The organism is Streptomyces sp. NPDC046261 (assembly GCF_040646235.1).
Classification (GTDB): Bacteria; Actinomycetota; Actinomycetes; order Streptomycetales; family Streptomycetaceae; genus Streptomyces.
On the sequence record NZ_JBEYZU010000002.1, the window covers coordinates 314054 to 337358 of the forward strand.

A 23305-nucleotide genomic window follows, 5' to 3' on the forward strand; every position below is an offset into this window, starting at 1 on the left:
ACCGGAAAGTCACGCCGCCGCCCGATGCCGGTGCGCTTGGCCCGGACCATTACTCGACCGGATTCGATCGCCGGAGAGGGGTGGTCACGGGCAGTGCAGGGCTCGGCTTTCAAATCAGTTGCAGGGGCATCGTGACCGGTCGAACCATGGGTCGCATGGACGGTGACTACGTGATCAGGCAAGTGCGGGTGGACGAATGGCTTGCCGCGAAGGAACTACGCCTTGCCGCGCTGAGAGATCCGGTGGCCCCCATCGCCTTCCTGGAGACCTACGAACGGGCTCAGGGGCAGCCCGACACGTTCTGGAAGGACCGCACCGCCCGGGGTGCCGCGGGAAGTCCTCACGGGTGTCAGTTCGTGGCCGAGGCGCCCACGGGTGACTTGGCCGGAACAGTGACCGTGCTGGTGGAAGAACCCGGAACTGAGGACTTCACCGGGGAGCGCGTGGAGCAGCGGCAAGCCCACCTCGTTGCCGTCTTCGTGCGGAAGGAACACCGGGGAGGTGTCGTGGCCCAGGCGCTGCTGGACGCGGCCGTCAACTGGTCTGTGGCACGCCCGGGCGTGAGCCGACTCCGGCTGCTCGTACACGAGGACAACGGCCGCGCTGCCGCCTTCTACCGCAAGGCCGGATTCGAGCACACCCGTCGCGTGGGCGACCATGACGAGATGGAGTACCGCCCGGCCGTCGCCGTCAGCGCCTCTTAGCGTGTTGCGGCGTGTTGCACAGATCCACAACGAAAACCGCCCCTGACCCACGTTTCCGCAGGTCAGGGGCGGTTCTCTTGAAGCGGTAGCGGTGGGATTTGAACCCACGGTGGAGTTGCCCCCACACACGCTTTCGAGGCGTGCTCCTTAGGCCGCTCGGACACGCTACCGAGAGAGAGCTTAGCGGACGGTGGGCCGTGCTCTGAAATCGGTTCCGGCTCCGGGTGGTGTGACGCTGCTCATGGGGGATCGTCAGGGCTCATCGGGCGCGGAAGAAGCGCGTGAGGAGTCCGGCGCACTCCTCGGCGAGGACGCCGGGGACGACCTCGGGGCGGTGGTTGAGGCGCCGGTCGCGGACGACGTCCCACAGGGAGCCGGCCGCGCCGGCCTTCTCGTCGACCGCGCCGTAGACGACGCGGTCCAGGCGGGAGAGGACGATCGCGCCCGCGCACATCGTGCAGGGCTCCAGCGTGACCACCAGCGTGCAGCCCGTCAGGCGCCACTCGCCGACGGCCCGCGCGGCCTCGCGGATGGCGAGCACCTCCGCGTGGCCGGTGGGGTCGCCGGTGGCCTCGCGTTCGTTGCGGCCGCGGCCGATGACGGAGCCGTCCGGCGCCAGCACCACGGCCCCCACCGGCACGTCGCCGGTCTCGGGGGCCCGTACGGCCTCCGCGAGGGCGGCCCGCATGGGGGCGCGCCACGGATCGCGTACGGGGTCGTGGGTGCTGGCGGGGACGGCTTCGTTCATGGCACCAGTGTGGGCGAAGGCGGCCCGGGGGCCGTCAGCGGACGGCCTCCAGGACCTCCGTGCAGCCGAGCACGTCGGCGATGGTGCTGAGCGCGTCCCCGTCCAGGGCCCTCAGCTCCTTCTCGCCCACCCCCAGGTCGGCCAGGAGCGCGGCGTCTCCCAGCGGCCCGTGCGGGGCCGGCGCGGCGGCCTCGGCGGCGTCGCTGTCCGGGCCCTCGTCGGCGGGCTCGGGCTCGCCGTCCTCGGTGCCGTCCAGGTCGAGGCTCTCCAGCTCGCCGTCGTCCTCCTCGCGGCCGGTCAGCTCGTCGACGAGCATCGCCCCGTAGGAGCTGCGGCTCGCGGCGGCGGCGTCCGAGACGTAGACACGGGGGTCGTCCTCGCCGTCCACCCGGACGATGGCGAACCAGCTGTCCTCCTGCTCGATGAGGGCCAGGACCGTGTCGTCGCCCACCGAGGACTCACGGGCGAGATCGGCGAGATCGGTCAGGGTTTCCACGTTGTCGAGTTCTGTGTCGCTCGCTTCCCACCCGTCTTCGGTGCGCGCGAGCAATGCGGCGAAGTACACCGTGACTCTCCCACTGGTCATAGGCGGTGCCGGGTTGGACGGGGACCACCCCGCCCACTCGGAATCGTGGCAGAAACCGGAGCGCTGCGAGAGGTCTTCCGCGCTGCGTCGTGCAGCAGTCCGAAGAGATGTCGCTCACGTGGGGTCCGTACGGGCTTCCGCCGGCCTGTCGCGGCCGGGCGCCGCCCGTCCTCACGCGTCACCAGCGGAAGGTCCGCATCCGCATCTGCTGGCGCATCCGGGCCGCGCGGGCCCGGCGCGGCTGCACCCGGTCGCGCAGCTCCTTCGCCTCGTTCAGCTCACGGAGGAACTGCGCCCGTCGCCGGCGGCGGTCCTCGGCGCTCTCCGCGTCCGGATCCGCCGCTATGGACTCCTGCGGCTGCTGCGACCGCTCCCGGCGCCGTGGATCCGGCCGCCGGCCGGGCTCCGCCCGTCTGCGGCGCTCGTCGGTCTCCGTGGTTTCGCGGGGATCCGCGCTCTCGCGGGGCGTCCGGGCAGCCGGTCCGGACGCCCGCCTGTCATGGCCGGCCATGGGCAGCACCACCTCGTGCCGAGGGCGTCGCCCGGCGACAGACCGGGCGTACGTGCCCACTTTCCCCCTAAGTGGTGGTTTGATGCCAGGGTGGCGACAGACCGTTGCGGACCGCCGGGAGACACCGGGCGGGCGCTCGAGCGTTAAAGCTCGGTTAATGTCGATGTCATGCGGATCCACGTCGTCGACCACCCGCTGGTGGCGCACAAACTCACCACGCTGCGCGACAAGCGCACCGACTCCCCCACCTTCCGGCGCCTGTGCGACGAGCTGGTCACCCTGCTCGCGTACGAGGCCACGCGCGATGTGCGCACCGAGCAGGTGGACATCGAGTCCCCGGTCACGGCGACCACCGGCGTCAAGCTGTCCCACCCCCGCCCGCTGGTCGTGCCGATCCTGCGCGCCGGTCTCGGCATGCTCGACGGCATGGTCCGGCTGCTGCCCACGGCGGAGGTCGGCTTCCTGGGCATGATCCGCAATGAGGAGACCCTCAAGGCGGAGACGTACGCGACGCGCATGCCCGACGACCTCTCGGGCCGCCAGGTGTACGTCCTGGACCCGATGCTCGCCACGGGCGGCACCCTCGTCGCCGCGATCAACGAGCTCATCGCGCGCGGCGCGGACGACGTCACCGCGCTCTGCCTGCTGGCGGCGCCCGAGGGCGTCGAGGTCATGCAGCGCGAGCTCGAGGGCGCGCCGGTCACCGTCGTCACCGCCTCGGTGGACGAGCGCCTCAACGAGCAGGGCTACATCGTCCCGGGCCTCGGCGACGCGGGCGACCGCATGTACGGCACCGCGGGCTAGCAGCGCGCCACGGGCCGGCCGCCACCGGCGCCGGCCCGTACGGCCCGCCGCCCGACCCCGGGGGCGGGCCCTTCAGCACTTCGTCGCGGACGGCACCGGCCGGGGCTGCTCCACGAGAGCGGACAGCGCCCGGTCGGCCTCCTCCTTCGGCGTCAGCGTCTTGTACGCCGAGCCGAGGACCAGGTCCACGTCCTGGCCCTCCCGGTCGTCGCTCTTGGCCTCGGTGCCCCCCAGCTGGGTGCCCAGCACCTTCAGGGCCCCGTCGAGGGCGTCACGGGAGCCGAGCAGGATTCCCGGGCCCTCGACCTTCTTGTCGTAGTCCTCCTGGGCGTTGCCGACCTTGCCGATCTTGAAGCCGCGGCGCGCCAGCTCATCCGCCGTGATCTTGGCGAGGCCGCCGCGCGGTGTGGCGTTGTAGATGTTGACGGTGATGTCACCGGGCTTGGGCAGCGTCTTCGGTGCCGTGCGCCCGGCGGTGTCCGTGTCGTCGTCGGCGCTCTTGCAGTCGCCTTCCTTCTTCTTCTCCCGCTGCTGCTGGGCCGCCGATGCCTGGGGCTTTTCCGTGCCGCCGGAGAAGACCTCGACGAGCTGGAGCGTCCCCCATCCGGTCAGCCCGAGCACGACGGTCGTGGCGGCGGCGGCGAGCACGATCCTGCGGCGGTTCGGAGGGCGGCGCATGTGCGGGAACCGATTGCCCGTGATGCGGTACTTACCACCCATGCCGGGAGGGGTGAGCATGCTCATGAGCGCAGCGTAGTGCTGAGGGGAGCCGCTGCCTACTAGATGATCAATGGGTTGCGCGGACCCCAACCCAAAAGGGTCAATAGCCGTACACGTGCCGGGGTCCGGAGCGGGTGCCCGGCCGGGCTCAGTCCAGTTCGAGGACGCGCGCGTGCAGCACCTGGCGCTGCTGGAGGGCCGCGCGCACCGCGCGGTGCAGGCCGTCCTCCAGATAGAGGTCGCCCCGCCACTTCACGACGTGGGCGAAGAGGTCGCCGTAGAACGTCGAGTCCTCCGCGAGTAGCGTCTCGAGGTCGAGCTGCTGCTTGGTGGTCACCAACTGGTCCAGGCGTACCGGGCGAGGGGCAACATCCGCCCACTGGCGGGTGCTTTCCCGGCCGTGGTCGGGGTACGGCCGCCCGTTTCCGATGCGCTTGAAGATCACACGGAAAGCCTACCGGGCCCGCGGCTCCGAGCGCAGCCATGGCGCGGTAGTGCGAAGGTGACAATCAGCCGCATACCGGGAGTGATGCATGGGACCTTCGAGCGACATTCCTTCCTCCGCGGACCCCGATTCCGGCCTGCCGCCGCCCGCCGCGAAGATCGCCAAGGGGTACGCCTTCGGCGGTCCGGTGCTCGACCTCGGGGCCCTGATCTGGGACGACGCCGCTCACCCGGGGGCCGCCATCCGGATTCCGCTGTCCATGCTCAACCGCCACGGCCTGGTCGCGGGCGCGACCGGAACGGGAAAGACCAAAACTCTCCAGCTCATCGCCGAACAACTGTCCGCGCATGGCGTGCCCGTCTTCCTCGCCGACGTCAAAGGCGACGTCTCGGGCATCTCCGCCCCCGGCACGGACGACGAGCGGGTGCGCGGGCGGGCCGCGGAGGTGGGCCAGGACTGGGCCCCGGCGGCCTTTCCCACCGAGTTCTACGCCCTGGGCGGGCTGGGCACCGGCATCCCGCTGCGGGCGACGGTCACCGACTTCGGGCCCGTACTGCTGTCGAAGGTCCTCGGCCTGAACCGGACCCAGGAGCAGTCGCTCGGCCTGATCTTCCACTACGCCGACGCCAAGGGCCTGGAGCTGACCGACCTCAAGGACCTGCGGGCCGTCGTCGCCTTCCTCACCTCCGACGAGGGGCGCCCGGAGCTGCGGGACATCGGCGGGCTCTCCGCGCAGACGGCCGGCGTCATCCTGCGCTCCCTCACCGCCTTCGAACAGCAGGGCGCGGGGCCGTTCTTCGGCGAGCCCGAGTTCGACACCCAGGAACTGCTGCGCACCGCGCCCGACGGCCGCGGCCTGGTGTCCGTACTGGAGCTGCCCGCCGTCCAGGACAAGCCGCAGCTGTTCTCCACGTTCCTGATGTGGCTGCTCGCCGACCTCTTCCACGGCCTGCCGGAGGTCGGGGACGTCGCGAAGCCCAAGCTGGTCTTCTTCTTCGACGAGGCGCACCTGCTCTTCGCCGACGCCTCGAAGGCGTTCCTGGAGTCGGTCACCCAGACCGTGCGGTTGATCCGTTCGAAGGGCGTGGGCATCTTCTTCGTCACCCAGACGCCCAAGGACGTCCCGCCCGACGTCCTGGGCCAGCTCGGCAACCGGGTGCAGCACGCGCTGCGCGCCTTCACCCCGGACGACGCCAAGGCGCTCAAGGCCACCGTCAAGACCTTCCCCGTCTCGCCGTACGACCTCGAGGAGCTGCTGACGAACCTGGGCACGGGCGAGGCCGTGGTGACGGTCCTGGGCGAGCGGGGCGCGCCGACGCCGGTCGCGGCGACGCGGCTGCGGGCGCCCTGTTCGCTGATGGGGCCGGTCGACGCGGCGGCCATGGAGGGGGCCGTACGGGCGTCCGGGCTCTACGAACGCTACGCACAGGCTGTGGACCGCGAGTCGGCCTACGAGAAGCTGACCCGGCCCCCGGCGCGGGAGGCGCCCGCACCCGCACAGGCCCCCGCGGAAAAGGCGGCGAAGGCGGAGCCCTCGCTGATCGACCAGGTGGTGGGCAGCGGCATGTTCAAGTCCCTGGCCCGTTCGGTGGGCACCCAGATCGGCCGCGAGATCACCCGCTCGCTCTTCGGCACGACGCGCCGGCGCCGGCGGTGAGCCGCGCCCGGCCGCTATTCGGCGATCTCGGTGCGCTCCCACCACTCGTAGACGGGCAGCCGCCCCTGCGCGGTGTCCTGGTGCCGGGGGGTGACCTTGAAGTGCTCGTACCCGCCCCGGAACGGAATCTTCAGCTCGACCCCGGGAGGGGTGATCGGCACGATGCGCTCGGGCAGATCGTCCGGGCCGCCTTCTAGGACTGCTTTGGCGCTGCTGCTCATGGCGACAGTCTCGCGGCGGTGCGTGCCGACCGCCCGACGACGCGCCGGATTCACGCTTTCCTGTCGGGCCCGGCGGCCTTGGCCGCCTTGGCGGCGCGTTTCGCCTCCTGCTTATATGCCCGTACTTTCGCCAGGGATTCGGGCCCGGTGATGTCGGCCACCGACCGGTGGGAGCCTTCCTCGCCGTACGGGCCGGCCGCCTCGCGCCAGCCCTCGGGTGTCACGTGGAACTGCTTGCCCAGCAGGGCCAGGAAGATCTGGGCTTTCTGTTTGCCGATTCCGGGCAGCGCGTTGAGCCGTTCCCGCAGTTCCCCGCCGTCGGTGACGCCGCGCCAGACGGCGCTCGCGTCGCCGTCGTAATGCTCGACGAGGTACTGGCACAACTGCTGCACCCGGGCGGCCATGGCACCCGGATAGCGGTGCACGGCGGGTTTCTCCGAGAACAGCGCCACGAACGCCTCGGGGTCGTATGCCGCGATCTCGTGCGCGTCCAGGTCGTCGCGGCCCAGGCGCCGGGCGATGGTGTACGGGCCGGTGAAGGCCCATTCCATGGGGATCTGCTGGTCCAGCAGCATTCCGGTCAGGGCCGCGAGCGGACTGCGCGACAACAGCGCGTCGGCGTCGGACTGCTGGGCGAGCCGGAGAGGACGGTCCATATGCCGATGATCTCCCCGACCGGCCCGGGCCGCCACGTATCCGGCCGCCGCTCAGGTGATGCCGGAAAGCCGCTCCTGAAGCGCCTGCGGGTCGGCCCGCCATTCCGCCTGGACCTCGAGGGCGAAGGGGTCGGGAAAGATGTCCGGCTCGCCGGCCTCGAGACCGTCGAGCGTGGCCCGGGCCACCTCGGCGGGGGTCGCCCGGGGGAAATCGCCGAAGGTCGGCTCGTGGCCGATCACATAGTCCAGCATCGAGGTGTCCACCGGGCCGGGGAAAACGGCGTGCACGCTGATGCCGCGCGGTGCGAGATCCTGCCGGACGGCCTGGGTCATGGAATGCAGGGCGGCCTTGGACGCCGGATATCCGCCGAGCGCGGGCGTCGCGCCGAACGCGCCGATGCTGATGACGTTGACGACCGCGCCGCCGCCGTTTCTCTCCACGACGGGCACGAAGGCACGCATGACCCGGAGCGTGCCCAGGACATTGGTCTCCATCACCGACTCGACGAGGCCGAGGTCCATGTCGAGCAGGTGTCCCACGCCGTGCGCGCCCGCGTTGTTGACCACGACCGTCACGTCGGGCGCCGCCTCGGCCGCCGCGGTGATGGTGTCCGGGTCGGTGAGGTCCAAGGCCAGCGGAATCACCCGTCCGGCCGCCCCGGCGGCCGGCTTCTCCAGCGTCTCCGGGCGGCGGGCGGCGGCGTAGACGCGGGCCGCGCCCCGCCCAAGGAACTCGCTGAGCAGCGAGCGCCCGATGCCACGGTTGGCACCGGTCACGAGCACGACAGAACCCTCGATCCGCATGGTGGTTCCCTTCCGCGGCGGTGGACCCGTTTCCCCCTCAGGGGAATTCCACCTGACCTCTACCCCTTTTGCCGGGTGGTCGCCCGGACGCGGCGCGTCCCGCCCGTCAGGGCCGGGTGCCGATGACGACGGTGGCGTCCAGCTCGTCGCAGGAGACCACGCGCGTGGTCAGGCCGCCGCGGGTGAAGGCCTCGACGGTCCGCGGGGCCTGGCGCTCGCTCGTCTCGATCAGCAGATGGCCGCCGGGGGCCAGCCAGCCGGGCGCCGCCTCGGCCACGCGCCGCTGGACGGCCAGGCCGTCCGCGCCGCCGTCGAGCGCCACCTGCGGCTCGTGGTCGCGGGCCTCGGGCGGCAGCAGCCCGATGGCCTCGGTGGGGACGTAGGGGGCGTTGGCGACCAGGACGTCGACGCGGCCCCGCAGGGTGGCGGGCAGCGGGTCGTAGAGGTCGCCCTCGTACACCCGGCCCCCGGCGGCGGCGACGTTGCGGAGCGCGCACCGCACGGCGGCGGGGTCGATGTCGGCGGCGTACAGGTCGATGCCGCCCGGGTCGGCGGCGAGCGCGGCGCCCACCGCGCCCGAGCCGCAGCACAGGTCGACCACGACGGCCCCCGGTGCGGCGGGCCGGCGGCGGGCGAGGGCGGCGGCCTGGCGGGCCAGGAACTCGGTGCGGCGGCGGGGGACGAACACCCCGGGGTCCACGGCTATGCGCAGGCCGCAGAACTCGGCCCAGCCCACGACGTGTTCGAGGGGCAGGCCGGCCACGCGCCGGTCCACCATCGCGGCGAGATCGGCGGTCGTACGGGCGGTGGAGAGGAGCACGCGCGCCTCGTCCTCGGCGAATACACAACCGACGGCCCGCAGCCGGGAGATGACGGTGGAGCGCAGGAGCGAGGAGGAGAAGACAGGCACAGGGACAGCCTTTCGAGGAAGCCACCGGGGCTCCCTCCGGTCACCTATGCCGGATCGACCACATGGCCGCAGGAGGGGAGCACCCGACCGAATACAGCGGTAATGGGTCCCACCTCCTTACATATCTCCACTGCTGAGACCGGTCACATTACCCGATCCCGACTGCTCGTGATCAAGACACGGCAAGAAAGAAGCAAGGCCGTGCAAGGGGGACGCAAGCGCGTCGTACGGCCGGCACAGGGGCGGGCCAGCGGAACGTCAGACGGTCCGCAAGGAGGCGGCCGTACGTTCTGGGCGAGCCGATCACATCCCCCCAATGGAGTTCCCATGCCCGCAGCGGTCCCCTCGTTCGGCGTGATATCCGGCGCCCAGGTGCAGGAAGTCCTGGCCGGACAGGAAAGGAAGGTCGTCGACCTCGTCGAGTCCGCCTACCGGCTGCACGGCGCCGGCGACACGGTCAATCCGCCGTCGTACTTCCTGCGCTTTCCCGACCGCCCGACCTCCCGCATCATCGCGCTGCCCGCGTCCCTGGGCGGCGACTCGGCGGTGGACGGCCTGAAGTGGATCTCCAGTTTCCCGGAGAACGTGAAGGCGGGGATTCCGCGGGCTTCGGCCGTGCTGATCCTCAACGACCACGAGAGCGGATATCCCCTGGCGTGCCTGGAGAGTTCCGTCATCAGCGCCGCCCGCACGGCGGCCTCGGCGGCGCTCGCCGCGGACTGGCTGAGCCGGGACCGGGACCGGCCCAAGCGGATCGGTTTCATCGGCAGCGGTCTGATCGCGCGCTATATCCACACCTATCTGGCCGGCACCGGCTGGTCCTTCGACGAGCTCGGCGTGTACGACCTGTCCGCCGAATCCGCCGAGGGTTTCCGCGGCTACCTCGAGAAGTCCGCCGACGACGGCCGGATCACGGTCCACCGCAACGCGGAGAGCCTGATCCGCTCCTCGGACCTCGTCGTGTTCGCGACCGTCGCCGGCACGCCGCACATCACCGACCCGGCCTGGTTCGCGCACCACCCCCTCGTGCTGCACGTGTCCCTGCGCGACCTCTCGCCGGAGATCGTGCTGGACTCCGTCAACATCCTCGACGACGTCGAGCACTGCATGAAGGCCGACACCTCGCCGCACCTCGCCGAACAGAAGGTCGGCAACCGCGACTTCGTGAACGGCACGCTCTGCGACGTCATGAACGGCACCGTGGAGATCCCGGCCGACAAGACCGTGGTCTTCTCCCCCTTCGGCCTCGGCGTGCTGGACCTCGCGGTGGGCAAGCACATCTATGACGAGACCCTGCGCGCCGGCCGGCTCCACGTCGTCGACGACTTCTTCTCGGAGCTGCGCCGGCACGGATAGCCGCCATTCGGACCCCTATGCCGTTTCGAATGGAGGTTTTCCGTGCCGATCGTCTCCCGTCCCGACGAATTCAACGTCGAGGACCTCTACGTGGACCTGCGGGCCGCGTTCGCAGCCCCGCTGTACCTCAAGTGCGAGGGTTTCAACTTCGCCGGGTCCGTCAAACTGAAGGCCGCGACCGAGATCGTGGACGCGGCCGAGCGGGACGGCCTGCTGGCTCCCGACTCCGTCATCGTGGAGTCCTCCTCGGGGAATCTCGGCGTGGCGCTCAGCATGATCGCGGCCAGCCGCGGCTACCGCTTCCTGTGCGTGACCGACACCCGCTGCAACCTCGCGACGCGACAGCTGATGGAGGCGCTGGGGGCCCGGGTGCACACCATCACCGAACCCGACCCCGAGGGCGGGTTCCTGGGCGCCCGGCTGGCGTACGTACGGCAGTTGTGCGACGCCGACAGCCGCTACGTCTGGATGAACCAGTACACCAACCCCAGCAACTGGAAGGCCCACTACCGGCGGACCGGGCCGGCCGTCGCCCAGCGGTTCCCCGAGCTGGACGTGCTGTTCGTGGGGGCCGGCACCACCGGCACCCTCATGGGCTGCGCCCGCTACTTCCGTGAGACGCGGCCGGAGGTCACGGTCGTCGCCGTCGACTCCGCCGGCTCGGTCTCCTTCGGCGGCCCGCCCGGACCGCGCATGATCCCCGGGCTCGGCGCGGGGGTGCGGCCGCAGATGCTCGACGAGTCCTACGTGGACGACGTGGTGCTGGTGCCGGAGGTCGACACCGTCCGCACCTGCCACCGGCTGGCCGCGCACGGCTATCTGTTCGGCGGCTCCACCGGCACCGTCGTCAGCGGCGCCGTGCGCTGGCTCGCCGAACACCGCCCCGGCGGCGGCACCACGGCGGTGGCCATCTCGCCCGACCTCGGCGAGCGCTACCTCGACTCGGTGTACCAGCCCAGCTGGGTGCGGGAGATCTACGGCCCGGGCGCGCTGGAGGAGTCGCCGCTCCCGGAGCGGGTCGCCGCCGCCCGCGCGGCCGGGTGAGCCCGGCCGGCGAAGCGCGCCGCGGCGCCCCGCACGTTCCCCGACCTACGAACCAGAAAGCCGAGTGTCCGCGATGTCTGATGCGCTCTCCAGCCCGCCGTGGCCCCGGCGCGCGCTCCACGAGCTGGTCGCCGAGCAGGCGGACCGCACCCCCGACCGGGTGGCGGTGCGCTGTGGCGACCGCTCGCTGACCTACCGGGACCTGGCCGCGGCCGGCCGCCGTGCAGCCGCCCGGCTGGCGGCCCGCGGGGTGGGGCCGGGGCACACGGTCGCGGTGATGGTCGACCGTTCCGTGGACCTGCCCGTCGCCCTGCTGGCGGTCCTCGCCTCCGGCGCCGCGTTCGTGCCCGTCGACCCCGGCTACCCCCGTGAGCGGCAGGCGCACATGCTGGCCGACTCCGCGGCCACGACCATCCTCACGGTCGGCCGGCTCGCCGACCGGGCCGGCACGGCGGACGTCGTGACGCTGGACGCGCCGCGGGAGGCGGAGGCGGAGCAGGCCGCCGCGCTGCCCACCGTCGCACCCGACGACCTCGCCTACATCATGTACACCTCCGGCTCCACGGGCCGGCCCAAGGGCGTGGCCGTCGACCACCGTTGCCTGGTCAAGGGCGTGCTGACGATGGGCGCCGCGGTGCGGCCCGAGCCGGGCGACGTCTGGCTGTCGGTGACCTCCGCCTCGTTCGACCCCGTACTGATCGAGATGTTCCTGCCGCTGGTCCACGGCTCCACCATCGTGATCGCCACCGAGCAGCAGGTGCTCGACGGCGAGGCGCTGCACGAGGTGCTGGCCGCGAGTGGCGCGAACGTGCTCCAGGCCACCCCGCTGACCTGGCGCATGCTGCTCGACGCCGGATGGGCCGGCGGCCTGCGGGTGGCACTGTGCGGCGGCGAGACCCTCGCGCCCGCGCTCGCCGCGGAACTCGCCGCGCGGTGCGGGCAGGTGTGGAACATCTACGGCCCCACCGAGACGACCGTCTGGTCCACCGCCCACCTCGTCACCGCCGCCGACCGGGACACCGTTCCCGTCGGCCGCCCCCTGCCGGACACCACCGTCCACGTCCTGGACGCCCGGCGGCGTCCGGTCGTGGCGGGGGAGCGCGGCGAGGTGTGGATCGGCGGCGGCGGGGTGACGCGCGGCTACCACGGCCGGCCCGAACTGACCGACGAGTGCTTCGTAGCCGACCCCTTCGGGCCGCCCGGCGCGAGGCTCTACCGCACCGGCGACCTGGGGCGCCTGCGCGAGGACGGCGCGCTCGAACTGCTGGGCAGGGCCGACCACCAGGTGAAGATCCGCGGCCACCGCGTCGAACTCGGCGAGATCGAGAACTGGTTGCAGGAACACCCCCACGTGGCGGGCGCGGCCGTCGTGCCCCAGCCGGACGGCGAGGAACAGCGCCTGGTGGCGTACGTACGCCCCGGCCGGGAGCAGCCCTTCGACGAGGCGGAGCTGCGGGCCCACGCGGCACTCCGGCTGCCGCGGCACATGGTGCCGGGCGCGTTCGTCCGCGTCGACGTCTGGCCGCGCACCCCCAGCGGCAAGATCGACCGGCGTGCGCTGCCCGTGCCCGCCGCCCCCGAAGCCGCCGCCGCGCCCGCCGCGGTGGACTGGGACGACGCGCTGACGGCCGAGCTGGCCGGCATCTGGCAGGACGTGCTGGGCGCGGCGCCGGACGGGCCGGAGGCCAACTTCTTCGGTCTGGGCGGCCATTCGCTCCAGGTCATGCAGATGGTCAAGCGCGTCCGGGCCCGCTTCGGGGTCCGCATGAACGCGGCACGGCTGATGCAGGCCCCCACCCTCGGCGAACAAGCCGCCCTGCTGAAGGCCGCCGTCACGGCCGCCGCCCCCGACCCCGTACCGGCCGCCGAGCGGTAACGCCCCCTCGCCCCCTCCCCAACTCCCCCACGCGCGTACGACCGCCGCACCGCGACGGCAACCGTCCCGAGCGGCAGCGCGGGCGCGCCCGGCACGCGCTGCCGCCCCGCCCGCGCACCCCGAAAGGTGACTGACCATGGAAACGGACCAGGCGCTCTCCCCGCTGCCCGCGATCCAGCGCCCGATGTGGCTCGCCTGCGCGATGGCGCCGGACGTGCCCGTCTACAACGAGGCCGAGTCCTTCCGGCTGACCGGACCGCTGGACCGGGCCGCCCTGACGGGGGCGCTGGACGCGCTGTACCGGCGCCACCCGGCCCTGCGCACGGTCGTGGTGGAGGGCGACGATCACCTGCCGTGCGTGGGGACGCTCCCGGAGGGTCCCTTCCCGCTGGAAGAGGTGGACGTACGGGCCCCGGGCCGGTCGCCGGCGGAGGCGCGGCGCCTCGGCGAGCGGGCCGCGCAGGAGGCGGTGAGCCGCACCTTCGACCTGGCCGCCGGGCCGCCGGCGCGGGCGTGCCTGGTCCGCTGCGCCGACGAGGAGTGGATCCTCGTCCTCGCCCTGCACCACCTGGTGTCCGACGGCGACAGCTTCCGGGTGCTGCTGGAGGAACTGGGCGAGCTCTACGCGGGCGGTGACCTGCCCGGACCCGAGGGCGATCCGGTCGCGGCACAGCGCTCCCTGGAGGTCCCGGCCGCGGACCCGCAGGCCCGCGAGGACCTGGAGTTCTGGCGGGAGCGGCTGGCCGGCCTGCCCGACCGGCTGCCCCTGCCCACCGACCGGCCGCTGTCCGCCTACCCCGACGACCTCGGACAGCGGCACGACCTGCCCCTGGACGAGGGCTGGTTCACCCGCGTACGGACCACCGCCGCGGCCCTGCACGCCTCGCCCTTCGCCGTGGTGGCCGCCGCCGTGTCGGCCGCCCTGGGACGGCTGGCCCGCACCGACGACGTGGTGCTCGGCACCACGGTCAACATGCGCTCCGAGGCCGAGGCGGAGGACCTGGTCGGCTACTTCATGAAGACCGTCCCGCTGCGGCTGCGCGTCGAGGAGGACGGGCCGGCGGCGGAGCTCGTGCGGCGGGCGCAGGCGACGGTGCTGGACGCCATGACGCACACCTCCGTCGAGTTCGACGAGATCGTCTCGGCACTGGGCCGCCCCGGCGCCGGGCACGCGCAGCTGTTCCAGGTCGCCCTCGAACTGCACTACGAGGCGGGCGAGCCGCGGCTGCCGGGCCTGGCCGCCACCCGGCTGCCGCTGCACCCCGGCACGTCCAAGTCCGACTTCACCTTCCACTTCAACGCGGCCGCCGGCGTGCCGAGTTTCGTCGAGTACCGCACCGAGCTGTACGACGCGGCGACCGCCCGTAGCCTCGCCGGCGCCGTCGTCGCCCTGCTGGAGCAGCTGTGCGCCGGCGCGGACCGTCCCCTGGCGGAGCTGTCGCTCGGCGAGGGGCCCGACGCGGCGCTCCTGCGGCAGTGGGAGAACGGGCCGGCCCTCGCGGCCGGCGGCGGGGACCGCGTACCGCTGCCCGACGCGGTGCGTGACCGCGCCGCGCTGCATCCCGGGCGGCCGGCCGTGGTGCACGGCGACGACGTCCTCAGCTACGAGGGGCTCGTCCGCCAGGCCGATCTGGTCGGCGCCGCCCTCGCGGACGCCGGGGTGATCCCCGGCGAGGTCGTCGGCGTGGCCATGCGCCGCTCCGCCGCGCAGACCGCCGCGCTGTTCGGGACCTGGTCGGCCGGCGCGGTGTGCGCGGCCCTCGACCCGGACCTGCCGGAGGACCGGCTGCGCCGCATGATGGGCACGGTCGGCATCCGCACGGTCCTCGTCGACGAGGACACCGCCGGCCTGCCCGCCCTCGCCGACGTGCGCCGGGTGCCCGCGCACCTCGCCGCACCGCCCGCCCTGGCCGCGGGGCCGGCCACCGCCGTGGCCAAGGTGACCCCCGACGACATCGCGTACCTGATCTTCACCTCGGGGACCAGCGGTGACCCCAAGCCGGTTGCCGTGCGCCACCTGAGCCTGACGGCCTTCGGGCAGGCCATGGACCGGCTGGTCTACGACCGGCTGCCCGTGCACGCCCGCGTGGCCGTCAACGCGCCGTTCTCCTTCGACGCCTCGTGGCAGGGCACCATGCAGCTGCGCGCGGGCCACACCGTGTACCCGGTGCCCGACGCGGTGCGGGCCGACCCCGAGGCCATGGTCGGCTTCCTGCGGGACCACGCGATCGACGCGCTCGACGGCACCCCCACCCACATGGCCGCCCTGGTGGACGCCGGGCTGCTCGACCCGCGCGAGCACCTGCCGCAGGTGCTGGTGGTGGGCGGCGAGGCCGTCCCGCCCGGCCTGTGGCGCGAACTCGCCGGCGCCGGCCTCCACGCGGTCAACGTCTACGGGCCGACCGAGTTCACCGTCAACGCCACCGGCTTCCTCATCAAGGACGGCGACGCCCAGCCGGTCATCGGCCGGCCGCTGGCCGGCGTGACCGCGCAGGTCCTCGACGCGGCGCTGCGCCCGGTCCCGGTGGGCTTCCCCGGCGAGCTGTTCCTGTCCGGTCCCCAGCTCGCGGTCGGCTACGCCGGCCAGCCGGAACGCACCGCGGAACGGTTCCTCGAGGCGCCCGACGGCACGCGCCGCTACGCCACCGGTGACGTGGTGCGCCGGCGCGGCGACGGCACGCTGGAGTTCCTCGGCCGCCGCGACGAGCAGGTGAAGCTGCGCGGCTACCGCGTCGAACCGGCGGAGATCGCCGGCGTGCTGCGGGAGATGCCCGGCGTGACCGACGCCGCCGTGGTCGTCCTCGGCCAGGGCACCGCCTCGGCCGTCCTGCACGCCGCCCTCGTCCTGGCCGACCCGGCGCCGGCCACCGGCGCGATCCGCGCCCACGCGGCCGGCCGGCTGCCCGCCTACATGGTCCCCGCCTCCTTCTCCGTCCTGCCCCACCTGCCGCGCACCGCCAGCGGGAAGCTCGACACGGCACGGATCGTGGCCCACGCGGCCGCCACGCGCGCCGGCGCCGGCGAACAGCGGGACGTGGTCCCCCCGTCGACGCCCGCCCGGCGGCGCATGGCGGAGGTCTGGTCCCGGCTGCTGGAGCGCGACGACATCGGCGAGGACGACGACTTCTTCGCCCTCGGCGGCAACTCGCTGCTCGCGAGCCGGCTCGTACGGCAGGTGGAGGCGGAGTTCGGCACCCCGCTGCCGCTGCGGACGGTCTTCGGCCGCCGCACGCTGGCGGCGATGGCCGACGCGCTCACCCCGGCCACGGCGCCGGGCGGCCCCCGCGAGGCGGCGGACGACGCCCTGGTGGTGCCGCTGTCGGCGAGCGCGGAGCACGAGAACGCAGGGGCCTCCGGGACCGACGGGGCCGCCCCGGTGCCGCTGGTCGTCCTGCACCCGCTCGGCGGTCAGCTCTTCCCCTACGAGCCCCTGCTGCGGCTGCTTCCGCCGGAGCTGCCGGTGTGGGGCGTCCGCTCGCCCACCGCGGCGGGCGCGGGCCCGGAGCCGGCCGACGTGGCGGCACTGGCCGCGCGGTACGCCGACGAGCTGAGTGAGCGGCTGCCCGTACGGCGGCTCGCGCTGTTCGGCTGGTCGCTGGGCGGCCTGATCGCCCTCGCCGTGGCCGCCGAACTCCAGGCGCGGGGCGTCGCGCTCGACTTCGTCGAGCTGTGGGACATCGGCGTGGCCGACGAGCCGCCCGGCGACCGGGAGTCGGTACGGATGGCGCTGCGCGCCACCTACGGCCCCGGCACCGAACGGGACCACCCCGAGGCCCACGCCGCCGTCCTGGACCTGGTGCCGGACGGCACGCGGGTGGACGACGACCTGCTGGCGGCGCTCCAGGAGCGGGCACGGCCGATGGGCACCGCCGCGGACGCGGCCGCGTTCCCCGGCGCCTTCCACCTCATGCGGCACCAGAGCGAGATGTTCCGCGGCTGGGTGCCCGCCCCCCTCGACGCCCCCCTGCACGCCGTCTACGCCGAGCCCAGCCTCCTCGACGGCAGCGTCGTCCGCACCGACTGGCGGCGCTTCACCTCCGCGCCGTGCACCGAGGCCACGGTGGCGGCCGACCACTACGCCATGATGCGCCCCGCCGCCGTCGCCGAACCGGCGCGGGGACTGCTCACCCGCCTTGCCGCCCGACCCCCCTTCAGTGAGTGAGGACCCCATGCAGCAATCCATGCCTCTCGTGCTCCCGAACGGCACGGCGCCGCAGGCCGCGGCCGGGCAACCGGCCGACAGGCGCCACCTGTTGTCCCTGACCGACCTGTCCGACGACGACCTGTACGCGCTCGTACGCCGCTCGTGCGACTACGCGCGCGACGCCGTCCCCCTGACCGGGCCGCTCACCGGCAAGGTGGTGGGCACGTACTTCCGCACCACCTCCACCCGCACCCGCACCGCCTTCTCCGTCGCCGCGCTGCGCCTGGGCGCGCAGGTCGTGGCCTACGGCCCGGGCGACCTGCAGGAGAACACCGGCGAGAGCGCCGACGACACCGGCCGGGTGCTCGGCCTGATGCTGGACGGCCTGGTCGCCCGCACCTCGGCGAGCGCCGGCGAACTGCGCGCGATCGCCGCGTGGGACACCATGTCCGTCGTCAACGCGATGACCGAGGACGAGCACCCCACGCAGGGCATCACCGACCTGTCGGCCATGCTCGAGGCATTCGGCAAGCTGGAGGGCCTGCGCGTCCTGTACGTCGGCGAGGGCAACAACACCGCCGCCGCGCTGGCGCTGGCGCTGACCCGCTACGCGGGCGCCGAGCTGCACCTGCGCACGCCCGCCGGCTACGGCCTGCCCGAGGCGACGATGCGCCGGGCGCGGGAGTACGCCGCCGCGCACGGCGCCCTGATCGAGGAGCGGCACGACATGGACGTGCTGCCGGCGGACGTGGACGTCGTCTACACCGCCCGCTGGCAGACCACCGGCACCTCCAAGGCCGACCCCGAGTGGCGCACGGTGTTCGCCCCGTTCCAGGTGAACGCGGCGCTCATGGCGCGCTGCCCGTCGGCGACCTTCCTGCACGACCTGCCCGCGCACCGCGGCGAGGAGGTGACCGCCGAGGTCCTCGACGGGGACCGCAGCATCGCCTTCCGGCAGGCCGCCCACAAGCTGTACGGGGCGATGGCGGTACTGGAGTGGTGCCTGGCCTGATCACCCGTCCGACCCCGTCACCCGTCATCACCACCCCACCCTCCCAAGGAGCCACCCGATGTACCTGACCATGCTCAAGTCCAAGATCCACCGCGCCACCGTCACCCAGGCCGACCTCCACTACGTCGGCTCCCTCACCCTCGACGGCGACCTGATGGAGGCCGCCGGCCTGCTGGCGGGCGAGAAGGTCGACATCGTCGACATCAACAACGGCAACCGGCTGTCGACCTACATCATCGAGGGCCCGCGGGGCACGGGCGTCGTCGGCATCAACGGCGCCGCGGCCCGCCTGATCAACACCGGCGACCTCGTGATCATCATCGCCTACCGCATGTGCCCCGAGGGCGAGGCGGGCAAGGCCGTGCCGCAGGTGGTGTTCGTCGACGAGAACAACCGGATCACCTCCATGGGCGGCGACCCGGCCGAGACCGGCGAGGTGGCCGGGGTGCTCCGCGGCGACGAGGTGCACGCCGGCGCCCACGCGTAGGGCGCGGCCGTACGCCCGCGAGGCGACCGGTCACCGGGCCGGCAGCGGGTGCGGCCAGGGCCGGCCGGGCCACTGCCCAGGGCCGTCCGGCCCCCTGTCCGGGACCGCCGCCGGTGCGGCGGTCCGCTACCACTGGTGACGTTTTTACCCTTTCCGTGGTAGACGGTTGAACCATTCGGATGTCCGTTATAGGTCATGTACAGGGAGGCGAATCCCTGGGTGACCGAGCGGAACGTGGATGAGGTGCCGAATGGGCAGCTTGGCGGAAATTTCGTGCTGGCAACAGACGAGGCCCGCTTACGGCGGGCAGGGGCCGAGCCGTGAACAGAGCGAGGACACCATGGAATTCCGCGTTCTGGGAAGCGTTTCGGCATTGTTCGGCCGCCAGTCGCTGGACATGGGGGCGCCGAAGCAACGGGCTGTCCTGGCCCTGCTGTTGATGAACCCCCGCCGCGTGGTCTCCCTCGACGACATCGTGCACCGCGTCTGGGGCTCCTCCCCGCCCGACCGGGCCACCGCCACCCTGCAGTCCTACGTCTCCCGGCTGCGCAAGAAGCTGGCGGCGGGCCGGCGGGCCGGCGACGGCGACAGCATCCTGCGCTACCGGGCCCCCGGCTACGTCCTGGCCGTCGACGACCAGCAGGTCGACGCCTTCCGGTTCGCCGAGGCGGTACGGGAGGGCCGGCGGCTTCTCGCCAAGGGCGCCTTCGAGGCGGCACGGCAGCGCTTCGGCGAAGCCCTCGCCATGTGGCGCGGCGCCCCCTACGAGGACCTGGCCGACTACGACTTCGCCCGCGACGAGTCGGCCCGCCTGGTGCAGATGCAGATGGCCGCCGTGGAGGGACGGGCCGAGGCCGGGCTGGCGCTGGGGCTGCACGAGAGCGTGGTCCAGGAGCTGGACCACGAGGTGCGCACCAACCCCCTGCGGGAGCGCCTCATCGGGCAGTTCATGCGCGCCCTGTACTGGTCCGGGCGCCAGGCCGACGCGCTGGCCATGTACGAGCGCACCCGGGCCCGCCTCGACGAGGACCTGGGCGTGGAGGTCAGCAGGGAACTGCAGGACCTGCACCGCGACATCCTGCGCCAGGAGCTGACCCCACCGGCGCCTGCCCGGCCGGCCGAGCCGTCGGAACCCACAGAGCCCACAGAACCCGCCGAGCCCTCGGCGGCCCGCGGGGCCGTGCAGCGCGGCACCGGCGCCGGGGAGCGCAGGCCCGGCGACCTCATCCTGATGCGCCCCGCGGCCCGCGGGAAACCCGCCGGCTGCGGGCCCTTCGCCGGGCGCGGCGAGGAGCTGGCCCGGCTGGCCGCCGCGGCGCGCGCCGCACGGGAGGGCCAGGGCCAGCTGACGCTGCTGCTCGGCGAGCCCGGCATCGGAAAGACACGTTTACTCACCGAGTTCGGCAGAACGGTCGCAGGGGACGGCTGCGACGTCCTGTGGGCGAACTGCTTCCAGGGCGAGGAGGCGCCCCCGTACTGGCCGTGGACGCAGCTCCTGCGCCGGCTGGCGGCTGCCCGCCCGGACGGCTTCCGCCGCGCGGCCGGGCGGTTCGACTCCGTGACCGGGCCCCTGATGGCCGGCTGCGCCCCGCACACCGAGGCGGCCGACGCGCCGTTCCGTACGTACGACGCGGTGTGCCAGATCGTGCTGGAGCTGGCGGCCGAGCGACCGCTGGTGATCTTCCTGGAGGATCTGCACTGGGCCGACGCGGCCTCCCTGTCCCTGCTGCGGCTGCTGGCCAGCGGGCTGCGGGGCGCCCCCGTGATGGTCGTCGCCACCTGCCGGGAGTCGGATTCCGAGCTCAACGAGGAGCTCCGCCGCACCCTGGGCCTGCTGTTGCGCGAACCCCTCGTGCACGCCCTGCAGTTGGGGGGCCTGCCGCAGGCCGCGGTGATCGAGCTGATGCGGGCGTCGGAGGACGGTCACCGGCTGCCGGGCAGCGCCGCGGAGCTTCGCGCCCGCACCGGCGGCAACCCCTTCTTCCTCACCCAGCTCCTGCGGGCCGGGGCCGCCGGCGAGCAGCAGCGCCCGGCGGTGCCGTTGGCCGTCCGCGAGGTCGTACGGCAGCGGCTGGACTCCCTGGGCGAGGAGACCGCCGAGGTACTGCGGGTGTGCGCCGTCGCCGGCGAGGGCGTCACCGCCGATCTGCTGGCGGCGGTGCTGCCGCCCGGAACGCCGGTGGGGCGACGCCTGGAGGCCGCCCTGGGCACGGGCCTGCTCCGGGAGGCGCCGCGCAGCCCCGGCGCCTACGAATGCGTACCGCCGTTGGTCCGTGAGGCCCTGTGCGAGGGTCTGGGGGCCATGGAGCGCGCCCGCGTCCATGGCCGGGTCGCCCACGCGCGACGGCAGGCGAGGGACGTGAGCTGACGGCGGCGGCACGGGCCGGCCGCCGGGGGCTGACGCCGGCGGCCGCCGGGGCGCTGACGCCACAAACGCCTCGCCCGCACTCTGGCGCCCCGTCCCCCTCCGCCGTACCTTGAACCGCGGTGGGCTCGCCCATCGAACGACTTGCCACGCCCTCGTCCGATGCGATGCGTTCAGACATGAGGTGAGTCTTGTTCCCCCGCCGCAGACGTGTCCCCCGATTACGCCGGTCAGCCGTCGTCGCCCTGCTGTTCGGCGTCCTGGCCGCCCTCGCCGCCGGGCCCGCCGGAGCGTTCCCCGGCGCCGGGCAGCGCGGCCGGCCGCCGCTCGTCCAGCCGGTCGATCCGCAGCGCTGGCGCAATCCCGACGACATGACCTGGGCCGAGTACCGCGCCGTCCCCGGTACCGACTGGGCCAACCCGGCCGTCAAACCCACGAAGCGCATGTTCAAGGGCGCACTGGTGCTCCTGGACTACCCCGACGAGGAGTTCTCGGTCAGCAGACCGCCCGGCTCCGGCATCTTCGGCAACCCGCTGCCGGCCGCGTCCAACATCCCCCGGGAGCGGCTGCCGAAGTTCTACCAGGACTTCCTGAACAAGCCCGGCACCCTCAACCGCGGTCACACCATCAACGAGTACTGGATGGAGGACTCCGGCGGCCGCGTCGGCGTCGACCTGACGGCCTTCGGCGTCTACCGCATGCCGTGGAAGTCCTACCAGTACGGCATCGAGCCCGACATGAACCCCGGCGCCTGCCCGAGCGGTGACGTCTGCGGCAAGAGCATCCGCGCCGACGGCAAGGCGGCGTGGGTCGCCGACGTGGGGGACGGGACGGCGGGGAAGTTCGACTTCGTCTTCTATCTGACGGCCGGCGTCGACGAGTCCTCCGCCTGGCAGGAGTTCGGCCAGATGAAATTCGCGACCGCACAGGACGTGCCGGCCGCCTGGGGCCCGCCGTCCCCCACCCCCGCCGGCGGCAACGCGGCCAGGACGCGCTACGTACCGTGGACGTCGTGGCAGGCGGCCGCCCGCATCTGGCCCAACGCCTCGAACGGCTCGTCCACCCAGGCCGAGAGCTCCGGCATGGCCACGTTCGCCCACGAACTCAGCCACATCCTCGGCATCGGCGACAACTACAACAACCCCTACGGCACGCCCTTGAGCCGCTCCTACACCGGCATCTGGGGCATGCTCTCGCGCGGCTCGTTCAACGGCCCCGGCGGCCCGCACACCCGCTGGCAGGTCCCCGCCGCCGCAGGGGGCTCGATGGGCGCCCAGCACGTTCTGCGGGACAAGATCAAGCTCGGCATCGTCGACGAGAAGAACGTCCTGCGCCTGGACCGCGACGCGCTCAAGGGCTCCGGCCTGGTCGTCGCCCGCGTCACCGCCCGCTCGGCGCCCCCGGGCGAGAAGGGGCTGGCCGGCGTCAACATCACCATGGGCCGCGACCTGTCCCCGCCCTGCGACCGGACGACCGACCCGCTGTGCGACGGCGGCGGCTACGACAACTACACCGTCGAGGTCGTCGACCGCATGGGCATGGACTCCTTCACCCCGGACAACGGCGTGCTGATCGGCAAGACCAAGAACGCGGACCGCGCCCCGTTCGCCTGGGTGATCGACGCGCACCCGGAGGACATCGGCCTGGTGGACTTCACGCGCCCCGACGGCACCCCGCAGAAGATCACCATGGGGGACTACCGGCAGCTCAGCGACGCGCTCTTCCACGCGGGGGCCGACTCCGGCAGCTCGTACGAGTACGTCGACCAGGCCAACCGGCTGCACTTCTACGTCCTCGACGTACGCCGGGACGCCGCCGGGGTGCTCTCCTACAGCGTCGGCGTGAAGTCCCTGGACGGCGCGGGGCCGCAGGAGCGCGGGCTCGCCCTCGGCCGCGGCAAGGCGAAGGGGAAGCCGGGCGACCGGGCTGTGTGCACGTTCGCTCTCGCCAACACCGGGCAGGCGGCCCCGCCCGGCCGGGGCGGTCACCCCGGGACCGTCGCCCCCGAGCTGTCCTCCGACGTCTACCGCCTGTCGGCCACGGCCTCCGGGCGCGGCTGGTCCGCCTGGCTCCCCAGCAGGCTCACGGCCGCCGCGGCCGGCGCCACGGTCCCGGTCGACGTCGCCGTGACCGCGAAACCGGGCGCCGAGCGCAACGGCAAGATCAAGCTCACGGCGCGCTCGGAGAGCGACCCGGGCAGAACGGCCGAGGCCACGTGCTCGCTCAGGAAGTAGGCCGGATGCCGGGCCCTGGCC

20 protein-coding genes and 1 tRNA gene are annotated in these 23305 nt (G+C 73.1%); 11 read left to right on the top strand and 10 right to left on the bottom strand.

Features of this window, described 5'->3' with window-relative positions; all coding sequences use genetic code 11:
* The first annotated feature begins 155 nt into the window (after positions 1-155).
* Positions 156-704, top strand: coding sequence for an N-acetyltransferase (locus ABZ956_RS05730; RefSeq protein ID WP_361887453.1), 549 nt, complete (start codon positions 156-158; stop codon positions 702-704).
* Positions 705-787: 83 nt separating this feature from the next.
* On the opposite strand, the gene ABZ956_RS05735 is transcribed toward ABZ956_RS05730, so the two are convergent.
* The 4 genes from ABZ956_RS05735 to ABZ956_RS05750 form a co-directional block, all read right to left on the bottom strand.
* Positions 788-874: transfer RNA gene (locus ABZ956_RS05735), tRNA-Ser, on the bottom strand.
* Between the two features lie 89 nt (positions 875-963).
* Positions 964-1452: a tRNA adenosine(34) deaminase TadA gene (gene tadA / locus ABZ956_RS05740; RefSeq protein WP_361887455.1), complete on the bottom strand. Its 489-nt coding sequence runs from the start codon at positions 1450-1452 to the stop codon at positions 964-966.
* A 34-nt stretch (positions 1453-1486) separates the two neighbouring features.
* Positions 1487-2017 carry a hypothetical protein gene (locus tag ABZ956_RS05745; protein WP_361888031.1) on the bottom strand — a complete coding sequence of 177 codons (531 nt, stop codon included), beginning with the start codon at positions 2015-2017 and terminating at the stop codon, positions 1487-1489.
* Between the two features lie 199 nt (positions 2018-2216).
* A complete protein-coding gene (locus ABZ956_RS05750; protein ID WP_361887458.1) occupies positions 2217-2549 on the bottom strand; it encodes a hypothetical protein in 333 nt (110 codons plus the stop codon).
* Between the two features lie 168 nt (positions 2550-2717).
* Here ABZ956_RS05750 and upp point away from each other — a divergent pair, with 168 nt between their 5' ends.
* Complete coding sequence (gene upp, locus ABZ956_RS05755; RefSeq protein WP_361887461.1) at positions 2718-3353, top strand: uracil phosphoribosyltransferase; 636 nt, start codon at positions 2718-2720, stop codon at positions 3351-3353.
* A 72-nt stretch (positions 3354-3425) separates the two neighbouring features.
* Here the strand turns inward: upp and ABZ956_RS05760 are convergent, their stop codons facing one another.
* Together ABZ956_RS05760 and ABZ956_RS05765 are read right to left on the bottom strand one after the other, a co-directional pair.
* Entirely contained in the window at positions 3426-4097 is a 672-nt protein-coding gene (locus ABZ956_RS05760; protein WP_361887464.1) for a LytR C-terminal domain-containing protein, read from the bottom strand.
* A 124-nt stretch (positions 4098-4221) separates the two neighbouring features.
* Positions 4222-4518, bottom strand: coding sequence for a type II toxin-antitoxin system VapB family antitoxin (locus tag ABZ956_RS05765; protein WP_004929488.1), 297 nt, complete (start codon positions 4516-4518; stop codon positions 4222-4224).
* A gap of 88 nt (positions 4519-4606) precedes the next feature.
* Here ABZ956_RS05765 and ABZ956_RS05770 point away from each other — a divergent pair, with 88 nt between their 5' ends.
* The gene (locus tag ABZ956_RS05770) at positions 4607-6175 is read left to right on the top strand and encodes a helicase HerA-like domain-containing protein (protein ID WP_361887466.1); all 1569 of its coding nucleotides are present in this window, start codon (positions 4607-4609) and stop codon (positions 6173-6175) included.
* 14 nt (positions 6176-6189) lie between these two features.
* On the opposite strand, the gene ABZ956_RS05775 is transcribed toward ABZ956_RS05770, so the two are convergent.
* The 4 genes from ABZ956_RS05775 to ABZ956_RS05790 all read right to left on the bottom strand — a co-directional run bounded on the left by ABZ956_RS05775 (position 6190) and on the right by ABZ956_RS05790 (position 8766).
* Positions 6190-6396 carry a DUF5988 family protein gene (locus ABZ956_RS05775; RefSeq protein ID WP_361887469.1) on the bottom strand — a complete coding sequence of 69 codons (207 nt, stop codon included), beginning with the start codon at positions 6394-6396 and terminating at the stop codon, positions 6190-6192.
* A gap of 50 nt (positions 6397-6446) precedes the next feature.
* The gene (locus ABZ956_RS05780) at positions 6447-7052 is read right to left on the bottom strand and encodes an HhH-GPD-type base excision DNA repair protein (protein WP_361887472.1); all 606 of its coding nucleotides are present in this window, start codon (positions 7050-7052) and stop codon (positions 6447-6449) included.
* 51 nt (positions 7053-7103) lie between these two features.
* Positions 7104-7856 carry an SDR family NAD(P)-dependent oxidoreductase gene (locus ABZ956_RS05785; RefSeq protein ID WP_361887474.1) on the bottom strand — a complete coding sequence of 251 codons (753 nt, stop codon included), beginning with the start codon at positions 7854-7856 and terminating at the stop codon, positions 7104-7106.
* Between the two features lie 106 nt (positions 7857-7962).
* Complete coding sequence (locus ABZ956_RS05790; protein WP_361887476.1) at positions 7963-8766, bottom strand: putative protein N(5)-glutamine methyltransferase; 804 nt, start codon at positions 8764-8766, stop codon at positions 7963-7965.
* Positions 8767-9093: 327 nt separating this feature from the next.
* Here ABZ956_RS05790 and sbnB point away from each other — a divergent pair, with 327 nt between their 5' ends.
* From sbnB to ABZ956_RS05830, 8 genes are all read left to right on the top strand, one after another.
* A complete protein-coding gene (gene sbnB, locus ABZ956_RS05795; RefSeq protein WP_361887479.1) occupies positions 9094-10122 on the top strand; it encodes a 2,3-diaminopropionate biosynthesis protein SbnB in 1029 nt (342 codons plus the stop codon).
* 42 nt (positions 10123-10164) lie between these two features.
* Positions 10165-11166, top strand: coding sequence for a 2,3-diaminopropionate biosynthesis protein SbnA (gene sbnA / locus ABZ956_RS05800; protein ID WP_361887481.1), 1002 nt, complete (start codon positions 10165-10167; stop codon positions 11164-11166).
* Positions 11167-11239: 73 nt separating this feature from the next.
* Positions 11240-13042, top strand: coding sequence for a non-ribosomal peptide synthetase (locus ABZ956_RS05805; protein WP_361887484.1), 1803 nt, complete (start codon positions 11240-11242; stop codon positions 13040-13042).
* Positions 13043-13178: 136 nt separating this feature from the next.
* A complete protein-coding gene (locus ABZ956_RS05810) occupies positions 13179-17204 on the top strand; it encodes an amino acid adenylation domain-containing protein (RefSeq protein ID WP_361887486.1) in 4026 nt (1341 codons plus the stop codon).
* A gap of 19 nt (positions 17205-17223) precedes the next feature.
* On the top strand, positions 17224-18198 hold the full coding sequence (locus tag ABZ956_RS05815; protein ID WP_361887489.1) for an ornithine carbamoyltransferase: 975 nt from the start codon (positions 17224-17226) through the stop codon (positions 18196-18198).
* A 58-nt stretch (positions 18199-18256) separates the two neighbouring features.
* A complete protein-coding gene (panD, locus tag ABZ956_RS05820) occupies positions 18257-18685 on the top strand; it encodes an aspartate 1-decarboxylase (RefSeq protein WP_361887491.1) in 429 nt (142 codons plus the stop codon).
* Between the two features lie 340 nt (positions 18686-19025).
* The gene (locus tag ABZ956_RS05825; RefSeq protein ID WP_361887494.1) at positions 19026-21053 is read left to right on the top strand and encodes a BTAD domain-containing putative transcriptional regulator; all 2028 of its coding nucleotides are present in this window, start codon (positions 19026-19028) and stop codon (positions 21051-21053) included.
* A 188-nt stretch (positions 21054-21241) separates the two neighbouring features.
* Positions 21242-23284 (top strand): M6 family metalloprotease domain-containing protein, encoded by a 2043-nt coding sequence (locus ABZ956_RS05830; protein WP_361887496.1) that lies wholly within the window; start codon positions 21242-21244, stop codon positions 23282-23284.
* The last annotated feature ends 21 nt before the right edge of the window (positions 23285-23305 follow it).

Bases quoted from the DNA above. Each gene is read 5' to 3' on its own strand.
- ABZ956_RS05730 (WP_361887453.1), top strand. From the start codon at position 156: ATGGACGGTGACTACGTGATCAGGCAAGTGCGGGTGGACGAATGGCTT.
- tadA (WP_361887455.1), bottom strand. From the start codon at position 1,452: ATGAACGAAGCCGTCCCCGCCAGCACCCACGACCCCGTACGCGATCCG.
- ABZ956_RS05750 (WP_361887458.1), bottom strand. From the start codon at position 2,549: ATGGCCGGCCATGACAGGCGGGCGTCCGGACCGGCTGCCCGGACGCCC.
- upp (WP_361887461.1), top strand. From the start codon at position 2,718: ATGCGGATCCACGTCGTCGACCACCCGCTGGTGGCGCACAAACTCACC.
- ABZ956_RS05760 (WP_361887464.1), bottom strand. From the start codon at position 4,097: ATGAGCATGCTCACCCCTCCCGGCATGGGTGGTAAGTACCGCATCACG.
- ABZ956_RS05770 (WP_361887466.1), top strand. From the start codon at position 4,607: ATGGGACCTTCGAGCGACATTCCTTCCTCCGCGGACCCCGATTCCGGC.
- ABZ956_RS05775 (WP_361887469.1), bottom strand. From the start codon at position 6,396: ATGAGCAGCAGCGCCAAAGCAGTCCTAGAAGGCGGCCCGGACGATCTG.
- ABZ956_RS05780 (WP_361887472.1), bottom strand. From the start codon at position 7,052: ATGGACCGTCCTCTCCGGCTCGCCCAGCAGTCCGACGCCGACGCGCTG.
- ABZ956_RS05785 (WP_361887474.1), bottom strand. From the start codon at position 7,856: ATGCGGATCGAGGGTTCTGTCGTGCTCGTGACCGGTGCCAACCGTGGC.
- sbnB (WP_361887479.1), top strand. From the start codon at position 9,094: ATGCCCGCAGCGGTCCCCTCGTTCGGCGTGATATCCGGCGCCCAGGTG.
- ABZ956_RS05805 (WP_361887484.1), top strand. From the start codon at position 11,240: ATGTCTGATGCGCTCTCCAGCCCGCCGTGGCCCCGGCGCGCGCTCCAC.
- ABZ956_RS05810 (WP_361887486.1), top strand. From the start codon at position 13,179: ATGGAAACGGACCAGGCGCTCTCCCCGCTGCCCGCGATCCAGCGCCCG.
- ABZ956_RS05815 (WP_361887489.1), top strand. From the start codon at position 17,224: ATGCCTCTCGTGCTCCCGAACGGCACGGCGCCGCAGGCCGCGGCCGGG.
- panD (WP_361887491.1), top strand. From the start codon at position 18,257: ATGTACCTGACCATGCTCAAGTCCAAGATCCACCGCGCCACCGTCACC.
- ABZ956_RS05825 (WP_361887494.1), top strand. From the start codon at position 19,026: ATGGAATTCCGCGTTCTGGGAAGCGTTTCGGCATTGTTCGGCCGCCAG.